The organism is Microbulbifer sp. MLAF003, assembly GCF_030012965.1.
Taxonomy (GTDB): domain Bacteria; phylum Pseudomonadota; class Gammaproteobacteria; order Pseudomonadales; family Cellvibrionaceae; genus Microbulbifer; species Microbulbifer variabilis.
Genome location: NZ_CP120232.1, coordinates 4091279 through 4108168, shown reverse-complemented (window position 1 = coordinate 4108168; position 16890 = coordinate 4091279). Strand labels below are relative to the sequence as shown.

Here is a 16890-nt window from a genome sequence, read left to right as displayed (position 1 = left end):
GTATTATACCCGGCCATTACGTATCAACTGTCGGTTTGTGAGTTCTGGCCGAACAGTGCCTCAACCTTTTAATTAAAATATTTTTCGTAATTTACGGGTATCACTGTAGGTTGCCTTATTTAGAAGCTTAAAGGGAGGTTGTCCGTATTTGCAGTATTTTAGGGGGCATTTGCTCTGCACTGAGATTGATGATTGTGTTAAGGAGCATTTATACCTATTTAAGAAAAATTAAGTATTTATGCTGTATTTATGCTGGTGGTCGTCATAGCTATTAGTCAGTGATTCTGCCAAGGCTTCACAATTCAGGGAGGGCAAAAGGCCGATATAGATTGCGTGATAAGAAATTTCGACGATCCGGCAGAACAGCACAAATTTGTCGGGTTAAAGTGATAATTTCAGGAGTGTGCGAAAAGTCCCCAGCAGCTGCGTTAGCCATAGTTGCAGGTGAGGCTCATAAAAGGCATTGCAAAAGCTGTAGTCGATAAAAATAACAAAGACAAAAGCGCGGGTGCTTATATCAATGAATTTTCAAATCAGCTATCGACCGATAGGGGGTATTGCGCGGGTATTATTTTATGGGCCGGTTGGTTTTGCGGAGAAAATGGAAGCTGCAGCCCGGCTTGTGGAAAAATACCGCCACAGGGTGCCATTACGAGTACTTTTGGACCTGCGCTATGCGCGTTCGAAAGTCACTTTAGAGGAGCAGCGGAAATTTACTACTTACATCGCGGAGCATCCGGTATTGCGACGTGCTTATATAGCTGTGTTGCATCCACGCAGTCGTTGTACATCTCCGCTGGCGACACAGGGGACCTGCCTATGCAGACATAGCTCGCGGGAATTTGTCGCCGAAGCCGAGGCTGAGGCCTGGCTTACCCAAAATAAGGGAACTGTCAGGCCTGTCGCGTTCTAGTTATTTTAAGCCTGCTGCTGGATCTGTGTGCGCTGGGCTTCAGCCTGTCGTCGGCGCTCTTCTTTTTTCTGCAGACGTTTATTTGAGGTCAGGTCACGGGCATCCTGTCCCATATGTTTTTCGCCCCGTTGTTTGGCCAGTTGAATCTGCCTTTCACGCTCGCGGAAGCGGGCGCGATCGGCATCGCTGACCTTGTCGTGGCAGTGTGGGCAACTGACCCCCTGTTCAAACAGTGGGGACTTCTGGTCTTCCTGAGTGATTGGCATTCGGCAGGCGTTGCACTGGTCGTACTGCCCGCGTTCCAGGTCGTGGTTGACAGTAACACGCTCGTCGAAAACAAAGCACTCACCTTCCCATAGGGACTCCTCTTTGGGCACCTCTTCGAGGTACTTCAAGATCCCGCCGTGCAGGTGATACACCTCTTCAAAGCCCTGCTCTTTCATATAGGCTGTGGACTTCTCGCAGCGAATGCCCCCAGTGCAGAACATGGCGACCTTCTTGTGTTTGGTCGGGTCCAGGTTTTCTTTTACGTACCGGGGAAATTCGCGGAAAGTATCGGTTTTTGGGTTGATTGAATCCTTAAAAGTACCGACTTGGAATTCATAGTCATTGCGAGTGTCGACTAAAACGACTTCTGGGTCGCTGATCAGGGCATTCCAGTCCTTGGGTTTGACGTAGGTCCCCACCACGCGGAGAGGATCAATACCCTCCACACCCATAGTGACAATTTCCCTCTTCAGTTTGACCTTGCTGCGAAGGAAAGGCATCTCGCCGGTAAGGGATTCCTTGTATTCCAGTTCGGCTAGACGCTTGTCAGATCTTAGGTGGGCAAGGACAGTGTCTATGCCCGCGCGGGAACCGGCAATAGTGCCGTTAATGCCCTCGCTGGCCAGAAGTAGGGTGCCGCGTACACTGTGTTCCAGCATGACATCCAGTAGAGGGGCGCGCAGAGACTCGAAGTCCTCCAGGGTGACGAACTTATAGAGTGCACATACAACAAATTGATCCATGGTACTTCCTCATTTGCGGGCCGGAGCGTAAATCCGGAGCATAAAAAATCGCCGCGCATTTTATCGCAAAAAAAACAGCTTGTCGTACATTTAGCAAGCAGTTCATAGCTTGCCCCAACACAGATTTGTGGTTGACCGGGAGGCTGCAAATTGTCAAAGTTCTGGCCGAAATATAAGGGTCACAGCGAGGCGAACCCCATGGGCGAAGAATTTGCACCGAAAGAGTCGGAGTTAAGCCAGGTCTACCGCGAGGGCGAGGTTTCTGTCCAAATTGATATTTATGAGGATGGAGAGGGCGGCTGGCTACTTGAAATCGTCGATGAGAATAATAACTCCACGGTGTGGGAAGACTCATTCGAGACTGAGAAAGAGGCCCTGGATGAGGCGATGGATGCTCTGCGTGAGGAGGGCATTACGGCCTTTATAGGCCCGGTACAGGAGGTAGATGGTCATTGGTGAGTAGTTCTTTTCATACATCACGCGGGAGGCTGCGCCCCGTCTAAAGCCGGCAAACCCACCGGCTTTTGAGGTGCCACCGACTTTTACTGCTATGGTTAAGGTGAGAAGGGAATCGCGACTGTGTGACAGCACACCCAATCACCGCGCCGTCGCGAGGCAACTGTGTAGTCTTTGTCTCCGGCGGTGCTACCTAGCCAGCGGTTACCCTGCCGATGAAACTGCGCTGCGTATTGCCTCTTCTATCTTTGTGCATTCTGCCAGCTTCTGCTGAAACCTTAATTCTTTCCGATAAACAGCTGCTTAATACAGGCCTCAAGGAAGCTCGTCTGATTTCAGAACTACATGGTTACGCCATTGTAGCTGGGCGCTATTGCGTGGACTGTGATGAGAATTTGGCAATTTATATTCATCAGATCCCCCGACAGGAGGAGGGTGGTGGTGAATTGCTGGGCTCGATAGGTTCTGACCGCTATACCTACCCAGGTCGCTATATCGATTACATGACCAAAAAACTGGTAGAGAAAACCCGGATGTTTTATGGCTACTGTTATGAAGGGCAAGCTTCTTTACTGTGGCTTACGGAATACTTCACTGGTGACAAGTGGGTCAAAGCGGAGTATCTGATAGTGCTGGGTGATAATGGACTAGAACATCGCTATAACGAGAACCAGCAGCCGGGTATTTTTAATCTTGAAAATGAAGACTGTCGGGAGTTGAAGGGTATCTTTGCAGAAATGGAGCCTTAGGGATTTTTAAAAAGAATATAAGCCCTTAGGCTCATCTGTGCTTTTAATAGCAAGGTATCGCACAATAAAAAAACCCCGCTGGAGGGCGGGGCCAAAAGGGTCGTTGAAATCAGTTCTGCTTACTTAACAGGTTCGAAAACAATCTTCAGTTTTTTCTTGCCCCAAGCTCGGGCTTTGCGAATATCTTTTTCCATCCACACGTCAATACGGTTGGTAAATCGCTTGTTCATACGGTCACGCACAGTGTAAGTACCGGGCAGACCTTCAATTTGTACTTTGGCACCGTTCGTCAGGCCGTGCTTTTCCAAGTCACGGGATACGGCGATTATTTTGTCGCCTGGGCGCAGGCGGTTGTTCCAGGCGGCAACCCAAGGGTCGCTGTCAGTTTGTCCTGGTACAGAGTTATAGGCGGTTGCATCAACGATCATGGTTTTCTTGATTGCCGCGGACGCGTTGACACTTACACCAATTGCAAGAAGAGCGGCGATGAAAAAAGCTGTATTGCGCAGAGTCTGTTTCATGATGTCCCATTACCTCCAGGAATCAAATGGTCACAAGCCAAGAGGCGCTTGTGAAATTTCCAAGTGTTTTTGGAAATCGTTGATCAATATTTAATCAACGCTGGTTATATTACCGGCGATTTAGGAGGTATCAACTTTTTCTTATTTGATGACAGGATCACCAGCAGAACGGAGGCGGGCATAAAAACTTTGGAATTATTTGTTAAATAAATAGATAAAATAGAAATTTTAAAAGCATAATATGGAAATTTTTTACTCTAAAAAAGAATTAAAAAGGTCTTTCAGAGGGAAATAATTTCAATATCAAAAATATACCTGACAGCGATGTCATTCTAAATATTGCTGGGCGGTACGAGGATCGGCTTTCTAATTAGCAGCAAAAAAGTAAAAAATTTCTCTGTAACTATTTGTGACTAGACCTTCAAAACCTTCATATTGGAGAGATATAGGGTTATGAAATGGTGTGACTAATTATTCATATGGCCGGTTCGGGCTTAAAGAGCATTTTTGTCGAAGGCTAAAGAGTAGTTTCGGGGTTCTGACCAATAGGTTCCACCTGCTGACGCAATGTGGCGAGATAGTCAGCATCCTCTTTCAGATCAGGGAGTTTGTATTGAAGATCTAGTTGTACCGCTTTCTCCAGCCATGCGATAGCTTCTTCCAGATTTCCTTGCCACTCACATACCTGTCCGATATTGAAGTAAGTAATGGCCAGGTTATGCCACTCTTCCTGAGCCGATAGCCCGTTAATAGCACTCTTATAAAGAAGGTAAGCGGTGTTTAGTAGGTGGGCACGTTGGGTTATGGTTTCCTCGCTGGCTGCTTGGCGATGGTAGGTGTGTGCCATAGCTGAGCGTACCCTGGCAGCAGAGTGTGGCAATTCAGCACCGGAGTCCAGGTAATTCAATACAGATTTAAACTGGGCGCGAGCCAGAGGGTAGAGATCAGGGCGGGATTTTGCTCCCAGGGCATTTAACACAATGCCATAGCGATAACGCAGGGCCTGCTGCTGTGCTGGGTAAGGGGATAGTGCGGAGATAGCTTTTTCATAAAGGGGCAGAGCGGCACCGTATTCCCCTTTACGAGCCAGAGTTTCAGCTTCATTCACCCAGGTAACAGCGCCATGGGTGCTGCTGTGCGAGTCGAGCTTCTCGATTTGGGCTTGTTGTGTGATCGATATAGCGGGCACTAGTATCGCAAGGGTGAGAAGGGCGCAAAATAGGATCTGAAAACTGAAAAAATTTCTGTGCATAAGGATTTCCGCAATCTGGCCCGGTTGACGGTAACAAGGCCCACTTTCGTAGGCCCCTTACGTCAGTAAATCCCTAGTTCTTGAGTTGTGCCAGGAGTCCTTGCAGAGGGTGGCGCAGGCTGACACCTGCGAAGCGATTGGCTTGGCAGCGACAGGAATAACCGGTGGCTAGTTGGTTGCCCTTGCCGCCACTAAGTTTGGGTGCCCATGACTGCTGGAATATTACTTGCGAGGTATCCTTGTGTGTGGCCTCGTGGCCATAAGTGCCCGCCATTCCGCAGCAGCCGAGACTTTCGGTTTGCAGTTCCAGGCCGAGGGTGGCAAAAACCTCCTGCCAATCCTTCAAAGAAGCGGTGGCGTTGGTTTGTTCACTGCAGTGGGGCAAGAGCTGAAAACTGGCTGGGCGCACCCGCTCGCGTTGTTTGTATAGGTGTTCTTCTTGCTGTGCCAGCCACTCCTGTAAAAGATGGACTTTCGGTGCCTGTTCGCCCAGGAGTTTTTTGTACTCGGAGCGGTAGGTGAGAGTCATGGAGGGGTCTATCCCCACAAGAGGTATGCCACTGTCCGCCAGATTGTTGAGCATCTCGCTATTACCCTCGGCAACCCGTTGAAACTGGCGCAGGAATCCATGCACATGCAAGGGTTTGCCGTTGGCGCGGTAGGGAGCAAGTATCGGTACAAAGTCCAACTGTTTGAGCAGGCGCAAGATATCGGCCACCACTTCAGCATCAAAATAACTGGTGAAAGCATCTTGCACGATGATTACCGCCCGGCTGCGCTGGGACGGTCCCAGGGTTTCCAGGCAGGCTTTACTGGCAGTAGGCACGCCGAGTTCACGCACACTGGCTTGCAGAGTTTTCTGCGATAACTGAGGACTATCTACCATGCCGAAAATACGTTCCATTAAGAAGGAAACCGGCTTCAGTTTTAAGGGCCAATTGTAGAGCTGTGGCAGTTTTGCCATATGCGGCATCAGAAATTCCAGTCCGCCGACGGCGTAATCTTTTATCGGACGCAGGTATCGGCTGTAATAGAGTTCGAGAAACTTGCTGCGGAATTCCGGTACATCTACTTTGATTGGGCATTGGCCGACACAGGACTTACATGCGAGGCAGCCTTGCATGGCTTCATTCACTTCGTGGTTGAAGTCGTATTCGCCGCGGGTTTTAGCCAGGGTATTGATGAAGCGTTTGGGCAGGCCGACAAAAAAGGAGCGCTCGCGGTACTTGCGCGCGCTGGCTACAGCATCTACATCGTGCTTGCTTAACAGCCGCAGCCATTCGCGCATTAGAGAGGCGCGCCCCTTGGGAGAGTGGATTCGATTGCGGGTGGCCTTATAGGACGGGCACATCGCTTCATCGGGGTTCCAGTTAAAGCAGGCGCCGTTGCCATTACAGTGCACGCCTTCATCATAGCCCTCCCATACCTGGGCTGGGATCTGTCGGTCGAGTTCTCCGCGGGTGTTTACCGCATCAATTTTCAGCAGGCTGGAGTTGTCATCAGGCGTGGCAATTTTGCCGGGATTAAACTGGTTACGTGGATCGAAAGCGGATTTAATTTTTTGCAGCTCGGGATACAGTTCCCCAAAAAATTCTGGTGCATACTCGGAGCGAATGCCTTTGCCGTGTTCCCCCCAAAGTAGCCCCTTGTATTTTTGCGTAAGTGCCACGACCTGATCGGTGATTGGGCGAATTTGTGCGGCCTGCTGAGGATCTTTCATATCGATAGCTGGACGCACATGTAATACACCGGCATCCACATGACCGAACATGCCATAGTCGAGGTTGGCTTTATCCAATACTACGCGAAACTCAGCAATAAAATCTGCCAGGTTTTCGGGCGGTACGGCGGTGTCTTCCACGAATGGAATCGGGCGTTTTTCCCCTTGGGCATTACCCAATAGGCCTACCGCTCGTTTGCGCATGGCCCATATCCGGTTGACCTCCGTGTGACCGCGGGCGATGGAATAGCCGAAGCTTTTACCCGGTCGGCCTATGGTCTCATCAATGTGCCCAGTGAATGTTCTTAGTGCATGCTCCAGCTCTTCTTCTGTGTCTGCAGCGTATTCCACCAAGTTGACACCTTTGACTGGGCGACCCTCTGAGGGAAAAATTCGCTCACGCTGTGCCATACGATATCTTCCATGGCCAGCTGCAGGACTTTACTGTCTACCGTTTCGATAGACATGGGCCCCGCGCGCATCAAATCATTAGCATCGCGCAGTGCTTCCTGGAAGTGATCATACTTCAAGTTGACTAGCGCTACGCACTTGGGGATGGGTAGAAGGTTTAGTTTCGCTTCAGCGATAAAACCGAGGGTCCCCTCGGACCCGCAGAGTACACTATTGAGGTTAAAGCGCTCGTCTTCGCGGATATGGGCCAAGTCATAACCAGTAAGGCAGCGATTGAGCTTGGGGAACCTCTGTTCAATTAATTCGGCTTTTTCCCTGGCGATGTCATCACAGGTTTTGTGTACCTTTGCGGAGCGGCTGTCCTCTTGACATATTTTTTGTAGCTCTGTTTCCTCTATGGAAGAGGAGTGCCACAGCTCCCCCCATGAGTACTGTATGCAGCTCGAGCACGTGATCGCGGGTTTTACCGTAAACACAGGAGCCCTGGCCTGAGGCATCGGTATTGATCATGCCGCCGATGGTGGCGCGGTTACTGGTTGATAGCTCAGGTGCAAAAAACAGACCATGGGGTTTCAAGGCGGCATTTAACTGGTCTTTAACTACGCCAGCCTGCACTCGCACCCAGCATTCTTTTGCATTGATTTCCAGGATTTGATTCATATGACGGGAGATATCCACTACCAGTCCGTCAGTGAGTGACTGGCCATTAGTGCCAGTGCCGCCACCTCTAGGAGAGAGCACAATAGAGTGAAACTCTTTCTGATCTGCCAGCGAGGCCAGCAGCTGCAAATCGCGGCTATCACGGGGGTACACCACTGCCTGTGGCAGCACTTGATAGATGGAATTATCGGTGGCTAGGACCGTGCGGCTGGCGTAACTGGGGGTGGTATCGCCGCGGAAACCCGCATCTGTCAGTTCTTGCAAAAACTGCAAATAGAGCGCTTGAACCTCGTCGACTTCGCGCAATGCTGGAATCATGAGCTAATCCGTACTTTCGGGGGAGGTGAAGGCCGCATACAAGACCGGAGTGGAAGGCAGGTAACAACTTAAAGCCTGGCCGCTCGGTAGGAATGCGGCTCTGCATTGTAGCTGCGGTGTGGGTGGGCGCAAGCGGCATAGCGCTAAATCCAGGGTGCCGAAAAAGTTATACAAAGAGGAAGCTTGTATAACTAATTGCCGCAGGCTATAAAAAAGATACATGAAATTTTTCTGCGCACCATAACTATGCATATCCATCTACTGCCTAAGAAAATCCCTGTGGGAATTAGTCGCTGCGCGGTGGGGGACCCAGTGCGTTACAACGGCAGTCACAAGCACAGTAAAGTCTGCACTCAGCTGCTGAGCAATTGCTTCGAGCTCCATTCCTATTGTCCGGAAGTGGCAATTGGCATGGGAGTGCCTCGACCACCTATTCATCTCATTGTGAGTGACCGCCTGCGAGCGGTGGGAAGAGAGGATACCACCCTGGATGTGACAGAGTCACTGGAGCACTATGCGGATCAGGTAGTACCAGAAGTGGAAAATCTTCGCGGTTTTATTCTGATGCAGAAGTCTCCCAGTTGTGGCATTCGCACCACGCCCCATTACAAGGTGGATGGAACCGGGGTACTTGCCCATGACTCTGGATTGTTTGCCGCGCGTTTACGCCATCATTTTCCGCATTTGCCGATGGAAGAGGTGGGGCGTCTGAATGCCAGTGATATACGTGAAAATTTCCTCACCCGCGTTTTTGCCTACGATGCCTGGCATCGCTACGTGGCTTCCGACCCCCGCCCGGCTCGCGTGATCGAGTTTTATACCGCTTATAAGTACTTGCTGTTGGCCCATAGCCAGCCACAGACACGTGCACTTGGCCAGTTTGTTTCAAATTCCCGAGCGTTGGAAGCTGAGCGATTTGCCTATGAAGTGCGGGGAAAAATTATGGAAATTCTTACCAACCAAGCCAGCCGCAAGGATCGAACTAATGCCCTGATGCATAGCCAGGGCCACCTGAAAGGTTATTTGACCAAAGAAGAGCGGGCCGAGTTGGCACATCTTATTGATGAGTACCGCCAGGGGCGCAAACCTTTATCGGCAGTGCTTACTATGCTGCGCCATTATTTACCGCGGAGTCCCCATCATTTTATCCATAGCCAGGTCTTACTTGCTGCAGAGCCAGCCGAACTTGGTTTGTGTGAGTTTCGTTGATGGTTAGCATGAATGATACAGGTCTCACAGAAGTTGCCTATCTGCCTATTCGAGAAGTGGCACGTCGCACTGGTGTTCAGCCGGTAACATTGAGGGCCTGGGAGCGCCGTTACGGCCTCTTGACTCCGGTCCGTACCAGTAAAGGCCATCGTCTCTACAGTGACGAGGAGGTCGGGCGTATCGAAACTATTTTGATGTTCCTAGCGCGTGGCGTGTCTATAGGACAGGTTCGTGCACTATTGGAGCGTGGTGATGGAATAGTATTGCGCGCAGAGGAAAGTATAGAAACCGGGAGCAGTTGGCGTGAGTTACTTGATGAAACTTGTGAGCTGCTTCGAGAGGTTGCTGAGCCTCAGTTACGCCGGCGATTAGATCAGTGGATAACCGGTTTTTCACCGCAGTTATTATTGGAGTGCTGGTTAAAGCCCTTGAGAGAAAGATTGGATCGGTCGCCTTTACCTGACAGGACGTTGGTTCTTTCCCTTTTTTGGCAGTTGCTACATGAGCAGCTGATAGTGGCCAACGATATTGCCCGCAAAAACCTGTGCAAAGATAACAAACCAGATAAGTGTCGTATTTTTCTCCTGGGGCCTCCGGGTGAGGAGCAAAAGGTTTTTACCCTGATGTTTGGCAACGTGCTGCTTGCCAATGGTATTGATGCTTATGTCTTTAATGGTCAGGTAGGCATGGGCAACTTGGCAGCAATTATGCAAAAGCTTCAGGTGGATGGTGTACTTTGTTATAGCTACCGTGCGTTGCCCAAGCATTTTGTTACTAGGGATTTATCGACTCTGGCCTCAGAGCTTCGGGTGCCTCTATGGCTGGCGGGGGACTATGTTGAGATCCAAATTACTGAGTTGGATGGCATTATGAGACTGCCTTTTTGCTCAATTCTGCCAGGAGCTACCGCTAGTATTATTGCTCAACTACGGGAGCAGCTGAAATAATGAGCCAACAATTTACCCTGGGGCGCGGTTTGGTTTGGTTGCGCAGTGATCTGCGGTTACATGATAATTCTGCGCTCTACCATGCCAGCAAATGTTGTGAACAGTTGGCAGCGATTTTCATTGCATGCCCCGATAGTTGGAAAAGCCATTATGAAGGTGATGCATTAGTGGCTTTTCGTATGGGCTGCCTTTACGAACTACAGCTCCAGTTGCAAACCAAAAATATCCCCCTGTATTTTTTCGAGGTGCCCACATTTTCTGGAGTTCCCCAGGCACTGCAGAAAATTATCCGACGCCTTAAAATAGACGCGCTATTTGCCAATGCTGAATATCCGCTAAATGAACAGCGCAGGGATAATGCTGTGCGGGAAAAGCTACAGAGAAGTGGTATTCAGGTAAATTATTATAGTGATCGTACGCTCTTTTCTCCGGGGGCAGTGAGGACAGGTAGTGGAGATCCTTACAGGGTTTTTACTCCTTTTAAGCGCGCACTGATAGAACGATGTACAGATAGTGATGTTAAGCCTTTGCCCGCCCCTCGAAAAATACCCCTGACTGATGAGAGAGCACAATGGCCGAGGTCGGTGACCCTGGAGGGGGCGAAAAACTGAATCAAAAAGTACCTGGTAAGTTATTACATTTTTCAATTGAGGCCTTTAATTCGGGGGTTGTCAATGGCTGGAAGACTGGGGAAAAAGCTGCGCAAAAACGCCTGAAGGCATTTAGTGAAATAGTTAATAAATATCAGGCAGAACGGGATTTTCCTGCCTTGGATAGTACCTCGCGGCTATCGCCCTACTTAAATAGTGGGGCTATCTCAATCCGTCAGTGTGTAGGAATGGCCCTAAAACTCAATGACGGACACTGGTTAGGTGGACAAGATGGTATCGCCTGCTGGATTAGTGAGCTGATCTGGCGGGAGTTTTATACCCATTTATTGGTGGATTTCCCTCGGCTGAGTAAAGGAAAACCATTCAGAGAGGAAACTGATCAAATTCCCTGGTCATATGATAAAGATAGATTTGAGCGTTGGAGCCGAGGTGAAACTGGAGTGCCTATTGTCGACGCGGCTATGCGACAGCTGAACGAAACGGCATGGATGCACAACCGGTTACGTATGATAGTAGCTTCATTTTTAAGCAAAAATATGCTTATCGATTGGCGCTGGGGTGAACGGTATTTTATGCAACGCTTGATTGATGCTGACTTTGCATCTAATAATGGCGGTTGGCAGTGGACGGCATCCACCGGTACTGATGCTGCACCCTATTTCCGTGTATTCAACCCTTATAGTCAATCTCGGAAATTTGATCCCAAAGGTGAGTTTATCCGAAAATTTGTGCCGGAGTTAGCTTCTCTTGATGACAAGGGTATCCATGATCCACCACCTGTTGCAGGTTATCCGCAGGTTATTTGTGATGTGGGAGCTGGACGAAAACGGGCGATTGAGCTTTTTTCGAAATTGAAATAAAGGCCGCTAACGTGTTTTAGTAAGTATCATGTGCTCCAGTTAATAAGATACGTTCAAAATATTTCATCTTCATCATATGTAGAGATTGATAAGTCTCCATTCATATCAATATTTATGCGAAAAACTATTGGATTGCAACATACTTGGCAGTCTTCGGTGTATTGCTGTGGGGTTACAGAGGTGTCGATCAATACCGTAATTGATTCACCACAATATGGGCAATATATTCTCTCTTCAATTAAGGCATTAGGCATGGTCTGCTACCTCGCTAAGTTGGGGTAAAACTTTCATTTATCTTGCCATAAGAAAAGCTTTTTGAACTCGTTGTTCGATTCTATGATTAGAATATTCGACAATTTGTGTCATGATTACTTATGTGAATATAGCAGAAATTATTTCTTTGCTATAAGGCGGGCTCCCTATTGTAACTACCCTTCCCCCTTTTTGGAGAATTTTTTAATTTATGAAGTTGCCGATGTGAAAGGGGATGGCTTAATTAAAATAGGGGAGAGTCTGGTTTTAAACCTGAAAGCAGATTTTGCCATCTTTTAACAGGGCTTTTTTATGTCTAGCCAGCTTTATTGGCTTTAAAAAGAAAGAGAGCTACTTTTTAGATTGTCATTTTCTTCCGATGAATAATAAATTGATACTACAATATCTTGTTGCCCTCTAAGGCAGTAGCATATATGGTGTGGATTATTGCTTTAGGACTTCTGTATTACTTGACAGATATAAAGGTAGCTTTGAAATTTATGGGCAGCTTGGTTGATTTTGGGTTTGTAGGTCTTTTTATTTCCGCATTCTTGGCTGCAACTATCTTACCTTTAAGTTCAGAGGTTATTTTAAGTGCATTATTATTAAGTGGCCTATCACCAATTTCTTTAATTGCTGTAGCAACTGTTGGGAATGTGGCAGGCTCTCTGATTAATTATGCCTTGGGGTACTGGGCTGGCTTGGGGCTTGCGAAGAAATGGCTTAAGATGACCGAGAATGAATTTGATCAGGCAGAACAAAGATTTAAGAAGTACGGGGTACTTTCACTTTGCTTTTCCTGGGTTCCAATTATTGGCGATCCATTGACAGTTGTAGCTGGTATTTTACGGGTGCGCTTGTTGTGGTTTTTGATATTAGTAGGCCTGGGTAAGCTGCTTCGATATATAGTTCTTAGCTATATGGTGTTAAAAGTTGTATAGCTATAAGGCCTTGTTATGTTTTCCTCCTGTAATGTCCATTTTATGGTACTTTAAAGGGTAGCCGTGTTGCCTAATTGGAGTGGCGAGTACCGTAATGCCACTTCTCAAAGAGGTGAAATAGAGGCGAAAAGTAAGATATGTTTTTTGGACTAATTTATTAGAAGTCAAAATTTGTATATGCTCAGTCATTTTTACTTTATAAAACGAAATGCTCAATTGTCTTGCTGTTAAGCCAGTTTTTCAATTTTATTTCCAGTTTTTAATACCTCCGATATAGACCTCGTCGACATGGTAGTATAAGAATGTGCGGTCTCCGCGTTCAAACTTGTGTATTAACCTATCGATAAAGCTTCTATCAGGTTGTGTGGAGAAGAGAGAGTAAACAAATTGACCTGTTGGGGAATGTAAGCGTGCCTGCCCATTTCTCAACTTATGTCTCCAGTTTTGGCTTGGTAGCTTCAAGAATGTATTGATATCCATTAGCTTTAATCTGTGTTCGGGCGGATTAACCCAATTATAATTTTTCTTGTGGCGAGTGATTTTAAACTGTCTATTTACTTTTGATATAGTTTTCATCTGTTCAGCTAATCCCTCATTCAGCCTGGAGGGGGAGTAGGGTGTTATAGTATCTTTGATAGCGTGGCTAACATCATGTTTGGTTGTGCGAAACGTCCTAGCTCTTGTTTGCTTATCTAGGTATTTAACGTTTCACCGGTGATTTTGAACGGATATCAGTCTGATATGTACTTTTTAGAATTGATTATTTCTTGTTTTACATTTTCATTTTTCTTATCACTAAAATGTACTTGACCGATTTTCATCGGCCCACTTATAAATATTGGCATTGGCTGTAAACGAAATTAGGATAAAAAAGAGAAAGGTAATGGAAAATAAAGGGGAGGTCACTGCGGATATTCTCTAGATAACAGATACTTGGTGCTTTTGTATATATTAATGATTGCTATTTTGACCGCATCAATATCGCTTCTGCCATAGCTGCCTCTGCCAATAATCGATTGGAGTTTAACGTTGGAATGGGTGAATTACTATCGTTAATTATCAATGGTATTTCCGTGCAGCCAAGGACTACAGCATCGCATCCCGCTTCCCCGAACTGCCTTATGATATCCTGAAAATATTGAATGGTGTCTGGTTTAAAAATCCCGTTGACCAGTTCATACATAATTAAGTGGCCGACTTTTTCAATTGTTCTTTGTGGTGGGCGCTGCCAGCTTATATTTGCCGCCTCAATTTTTTCCGGATATACATCACTCTCCACAAGCCACTGGGTCCCAAGTATGCCTAGATTTGTGTAGCCCTTTGACAGTGCTGAATCAACTACACAGTCAACGATATGGAGCCAAGGCAGTGGAGACTTTGAGCTTATATAATTGAATGCTTGATGGATGGTATTGTCAGGGCAAATTAGTAGATCAGCCCCTTGAGCTTTGAGTTTCTTTGCGGAAGAGAGCATCAGGTCGCCGATACCCTCGAAATTATTTGACTCCAGGTACTGTACATAACTTGCCAGGGAGTGGGTGTGCATGGAAACCTCAGGATGGGCGTGTTTCCCAAGATACTTGGCGCTCTCATTGCAAATTGTCTTGTAGCAAAGCGCTGCTCCCTCAGCGGAGCATCCCACAATACCAATGTGCTTTATTTCGTTATTTAGCTTCACTGACTACTTCCTTTGATGTTTGAATAGCCCCCAAACACGCTCTCAATTGCTTATAGGGACAGGGTTTACTGACTCGGCAATAGGAATAGTTATCTTAAACGATGCATCCAGTGGAAAGAATTGTCAGGGATTAGTTTTTCCTTTGGTAATCTCACCAAGTAGAGTGGCTCTCTTTAAGTGTTTTTGGTAGTAAGCAAATGCTTTTGTACTAGAGAATGTGTTTTTGCTGGCCCTAAAAAAATAGGAGTATCAGATCTTCTTTCGCCGTTAATATTATCGGAAGTTCAGAGTTCTGATGTTTTATTGGAAGCTTTCCAATAAATGCTGTTCAAGTGTGTAGGCATATCAATAAGCAGCTGCCAATCGGCTGGCCCATATTTCCATCACCGCCACAATTATTCCTGAGAGCAAAGATGATGAAATCGGTATCTTCTGCTTGTGTCTCTTTAGATTGGGAAGCCCTCTGTAGACTTTTGTGAATTGCAGGAATGTTTCCTGTAGGATGTAACAGCTGGACATTTCCAAGTTAAGCGCACTAATTAAAGTGTCTTTTTGCTCTTTTGGTAAAGACGCGGAGAAGGCTAAACTTGCGATATGTAATAGCGATTTAGCCAGACATCTGTTCATTTGGTCCAAGCTCTTTTTTATTTGTCCCTGAATGTCCAGTTCAGAATGGCAACTGAAAATTATCGGCGATTGTAAACCTAAAAAGGTTATGACAGATCTTCCTAGTCTCGGTTGCAGAAATAGGCGCCAATAGAAAACAGGTTTGTGCACCTTGGTAACAGGTTGACTCTTACCGGGCCTAAAATGAATTTTGCCTATCTGATCAGGTTGCTGCTGAATTATCCAGACCAATTGGTCATATTCAGGTGCTTGATAGCATTATCTGATTACCTGCTTTAACTCCTCCCCTTTAACTCTCTCTCTGGTATCTCTTTGCCGACCAGAACCCACTCCCCGGTCGCAAATCGAGAGAGACGGATACTCACAGAATTTTCTGCGGTAATGCCCCTGCAAAATTCTGCCTAATGCGAAATCAGCCCTGATTTATAGCCATCAATTACCCTGACGGTTGTTACCGTATCGGGCATAAATGGCAGATAAATAGTGAAGAACGTGACAGATTTTACTCCCCGATTCAGCCTGCAAAGTCAGGCTCTGAACAGCGAGGATTCTAATGTATGGGCCGTCAGTGACCGGGCCCATGGCCTGGCTGACAAGGGGGAGGACGTCATATTTCTGTGTGTGGGTGATCCAAACTTCGACACCCCGGAGCCCATACTGGATTTTGCCCGTGCCAGGCTTGGCGTGGGACGTACCCATTACTCTCCCGCCGCGGGGGAGCCTATGTTGCGCCGCGCTATTGCCGATATCGAGAGTAAGGTATCTCAACACCCCTGCAACCCCGATGATGTCGTAGTGTTTCCAGGTGGAACCAACGCTATCTACGCAGTGCTTTCCTGCCTTCTGAATCCTGGTGAGGAGATAGTGATTCCCGAGCCGATGTATATTGGTTATGTGCCAATTTGCGACGGTCTCAGGCTCTCTGTTAAGCGGGTGGCTTGCCCTGCAGAGAAAGATTTTGCTTTCGATGTGGAAGCAATCAAGGCAGCTATTGGTGAAGAGACCCGGGTGGTAATGATCAATACCCCGGTAAACCCCACTGGCGCCATGGCAACCCCAGAGCAGTTACATGAACTGGCGGCATACTGTCGCCAGCGCAATGTCTGGTTGGTGTGCGATGAGATGTATTCCATGATTACGTTCGCTCGCCGTCATACTTCCCTACGCACGGCCGCTGAAGAGCTGGATAACATTGTGGTCATTGACGGCCTATCTAAATCCCATGCCATGAGTGGATGGCGCCTTGGCTGGGCAGTAGCTCGTGGTCCGTTGGTTGATCGGCTGGCGGAGTTTGCAGGTGCTACTATTTTCGGTTGCCCACAGTTTATCCAGGAAGCAGCGGCTTTCGCCCTGGAGTTCGATTCCTATTTCGTCAAACAGATGCGGGATGCTTACGAGCGCCGCCGCGACTTAATTGTCGAACGCATTGGCAAAATACCTGGCCTTAGCTGCTACAGCCCAGAGGCGGGAATGTTTGTTATGGTGAACGTGTCTGAAGTCGCTACCTCTGGGCAGGAGTTTGCCGAGGCCCTGCTGGATGCTGAGCGGGTATCCGTGCTACCTGGCGCACCTTTTGGTGAGAGTGCAGTGAACCATGTTCGCCTTACCCTTGCCGCGGATGAAGCTGAACTGTCCCGAGCGTTGGATCGTATCGAGCAGTTTGTCACCAGTGGAAATCGCCAGGCCGGCTGAGCCGATGAGCGAAAGAGGTCGCCTCAGACTAAAGTGTTGAGGCGGTGGCTTTTGCCGCTGTGG

14 protein-coding genes and 1 pseudogene are annotated in these 16890 nt (G+C 47.7%); 9 read left to right on the top strand and 6 right to left on the bottom strand.

The features are described 5' to 3' along the window. Positions 1-520: 520 nt before the first annotated feature. Positions 521-913, top strand: coding sequence for a hypothetical protein (locus P3339_RS19630; protein WP_282951648.1), 393 nt, complete (start codon positions 521-523; stop codon positions 911-913). A 5-nt stretch (positions 914-918) separates the two neighbouring features. Here the strand turns inward: P3339_RS19630 and trhO are convergent, their stop codons facing one another. Beyond that, entirely contained in the window at positions 919-1923 is a 1005-nt protein-coding gene (gene trhO / locus P3339_RS19625) for an oxygen-dependent tRNA uridine(34) hydroxylase TrhO (RefSeq protein WP_020411925.1), read from the bottom strand. 198 nt (positions 1924-2121) lie between these two features. On the opposite strand from trhO, the gene P3339_RS19620 reads away from it, so the two are divergent. Together P3339_RS19620 and P3339_RS19615 are read left to right on the top strand one after the other, a co-directional pair. Then, positions 2122-2382, top strand: coding sequence for a hypothetical protein (locus P3339_RS19620; protein ID WP_020411926.1), 261 nt, complete (start codon positions 2122-2124; stop codon positions 2380-2382). 212 nt (positions 2383-2594) lie between these two features. Beyond that, positions 2595-3128 (top strand): hypothetical protein, encoded by a 534-nt coding sequence (locus P3339_RS19615; protein ID WP_020411927.1) that lies wholly within the window; start codon positions 2595-2597, stop codon positions 3126-3128. Positions 3129-3247: 119 nt separating this feature from the next. On the opposite strand, the gene P3339_RS19610 is transcribed toward P3339_RS19615, so the two are convergent. The 3 genes and pseudogenes from P3339_RS19610 to ydiJ form a co-directional block, all read right to left on the bottom strand. After that, on the bottom strand, positions 3248-3649 hold the full coding sequence (locus tag P3339_RS19610) for a 3D domain-containing protein (protein ID WP_020411928.1): 402 nt from the start codon (positions 3647-3649) through the stop codon (positions 3248-3250). A 517-nt stretch (positions 3650-4166) separates the two neighbouring features. Further along, positions 4167-4901 (bottom strand): tetratricopeptide repeat protein, encoded by a 735-nt coding sequence (locus tag P3339_RS19605; protein ID WP_282951647.1) that lies wholly within the window; start codon positions 4899-4901, stop codon positions 4167-4169. A 73-nt stretch (positions 4902-4974) separates the two neighbouring features. Beyond that, positions 4975-8010 (bottom strand): annotated as a pseudogene (ydiJ, locus tag P3339_RS19600) (D-2-hydroxyglutarate dehydrogenase YdiJ). Between the two features lie 279 nt (positions 8011-8289). On the opposite strand from ydiJ, the gene P3339_RS19595 reads away from it, so the two are divergent. From P3339_RS19595 to P3339_RS19580, 4 genes are read left to right on the top strand one after another with little or no spacing between them, the layout of a single operon-like run. Next, positions 8290-9219 (top strand): YbgA family protein, encoded by a 930-nt coding sequence (locus P3339_RS19595; RefSeq protein WP_282951646.1) that lies wholly within the window; start codon positions 8290-8292, stop codon positions 9217-9219. An 8-nt stretch (positions 9220-9227) separates the two neighbouring features. After that, positions 9228-10166: a MerR family transcriptional regulator gene (locus P3339_RS19590; RefSeq protein ID WP_282951645.1), complete on the top strand. Its 939-nt coding sequence runs from the start codon at positions 9228-9230 to the stop codon at positions 10164-10166. After that, positions 10166-10777, top strand: a complete 612-nt coding sequence (locus tag P3339_RS19585; RefSeq protein ID WP_282951644.1) for a deoxyribodipyrimidine photo-lyase — start codon at positions 10166-10168, stop codon at positions 10775-10777. Before P3339_RS19590 ends, P3339_RS19585 begins: the two co-directional genes overlap by 1 nt. Then, a complete protein-coding gene (locus tag P3339_RS19580; protein WP_282951643.1) occupies positions 10738-11637 on the top strand; it encodes a cryptochrome/photolyase family protein in 900 nt (299 codons plus the stop codon). The genes P3339_RS19585 and P3339_RS19580 overlap by 40 nt, the downstream gene beginning before the upstream one ends. 53 nt (positions 11638-11690) lie before the next feature. On the opposite strand, the gene P3339_RS19575 is transcribed toward P3339_RS19580, so the two are convergent. Beyond that, on the bottom strand, positions 11691-11891 hold the full coding sequence (locus P3339_RS19575; RefSeq protein ID WP_083922672.1) for a CPXCG motif-containing cysteine-rich protein: 201 nt from the start codon (positions 11889-11891) through the stop codon (positions 11691-11693). A 432-nt stretch (positions 11892-12323) separates the two neighbouring features. Here P3339_RS19575 and P3339_RS19570 point away from each other — a divergent pair, with 432 nt between their 5' ends. Beyond that, positions 12324-12830 carry a YqaA family protein gene (locus P3339_RS19570; protein WP_282951642.1) on the top strand — a complete coding sequence of 169 codons (507 nt, stop codon included), beginning with the start codon at positions 12324-12326 and terminating at the stop codon, positions 12828-12830. A 961-nt stretch (positions 12831-13791) separates the two neighbouring features. Here P3339_RS19570 and P3339_RS19565 read toward each other — a convergent pair. Next, positions 13792-14508, bottom strand: coding sequence for an aspartate/glutamate racemase family protein (locus P3339_RS19565; protein WP_282951641.1), 717 nt, complete (start codon positions 14506-14508; stop codon positions 13792-13794). Positions 14509-15618: 1110 nt separating this feature from the next. Between P3339_RS19565 and P3339_RS19560 the strand changes: the two genes are divergently transcribed. After that, positions 15619-16827 carry a pyridoxal phosphate-dependent aminotransferase gene (locus tag P3339_RS19560; RefSeq protein WP_245556655.1) on the top strand — a complete coding sequence of 403 codons (1209 nt, stop codon included), beginning with the start codon at positions 15619-15621 and terminating at the stop codon, positions 16825-16827. Positions 16828-16890: the final 63 nt, after the last annotated feature.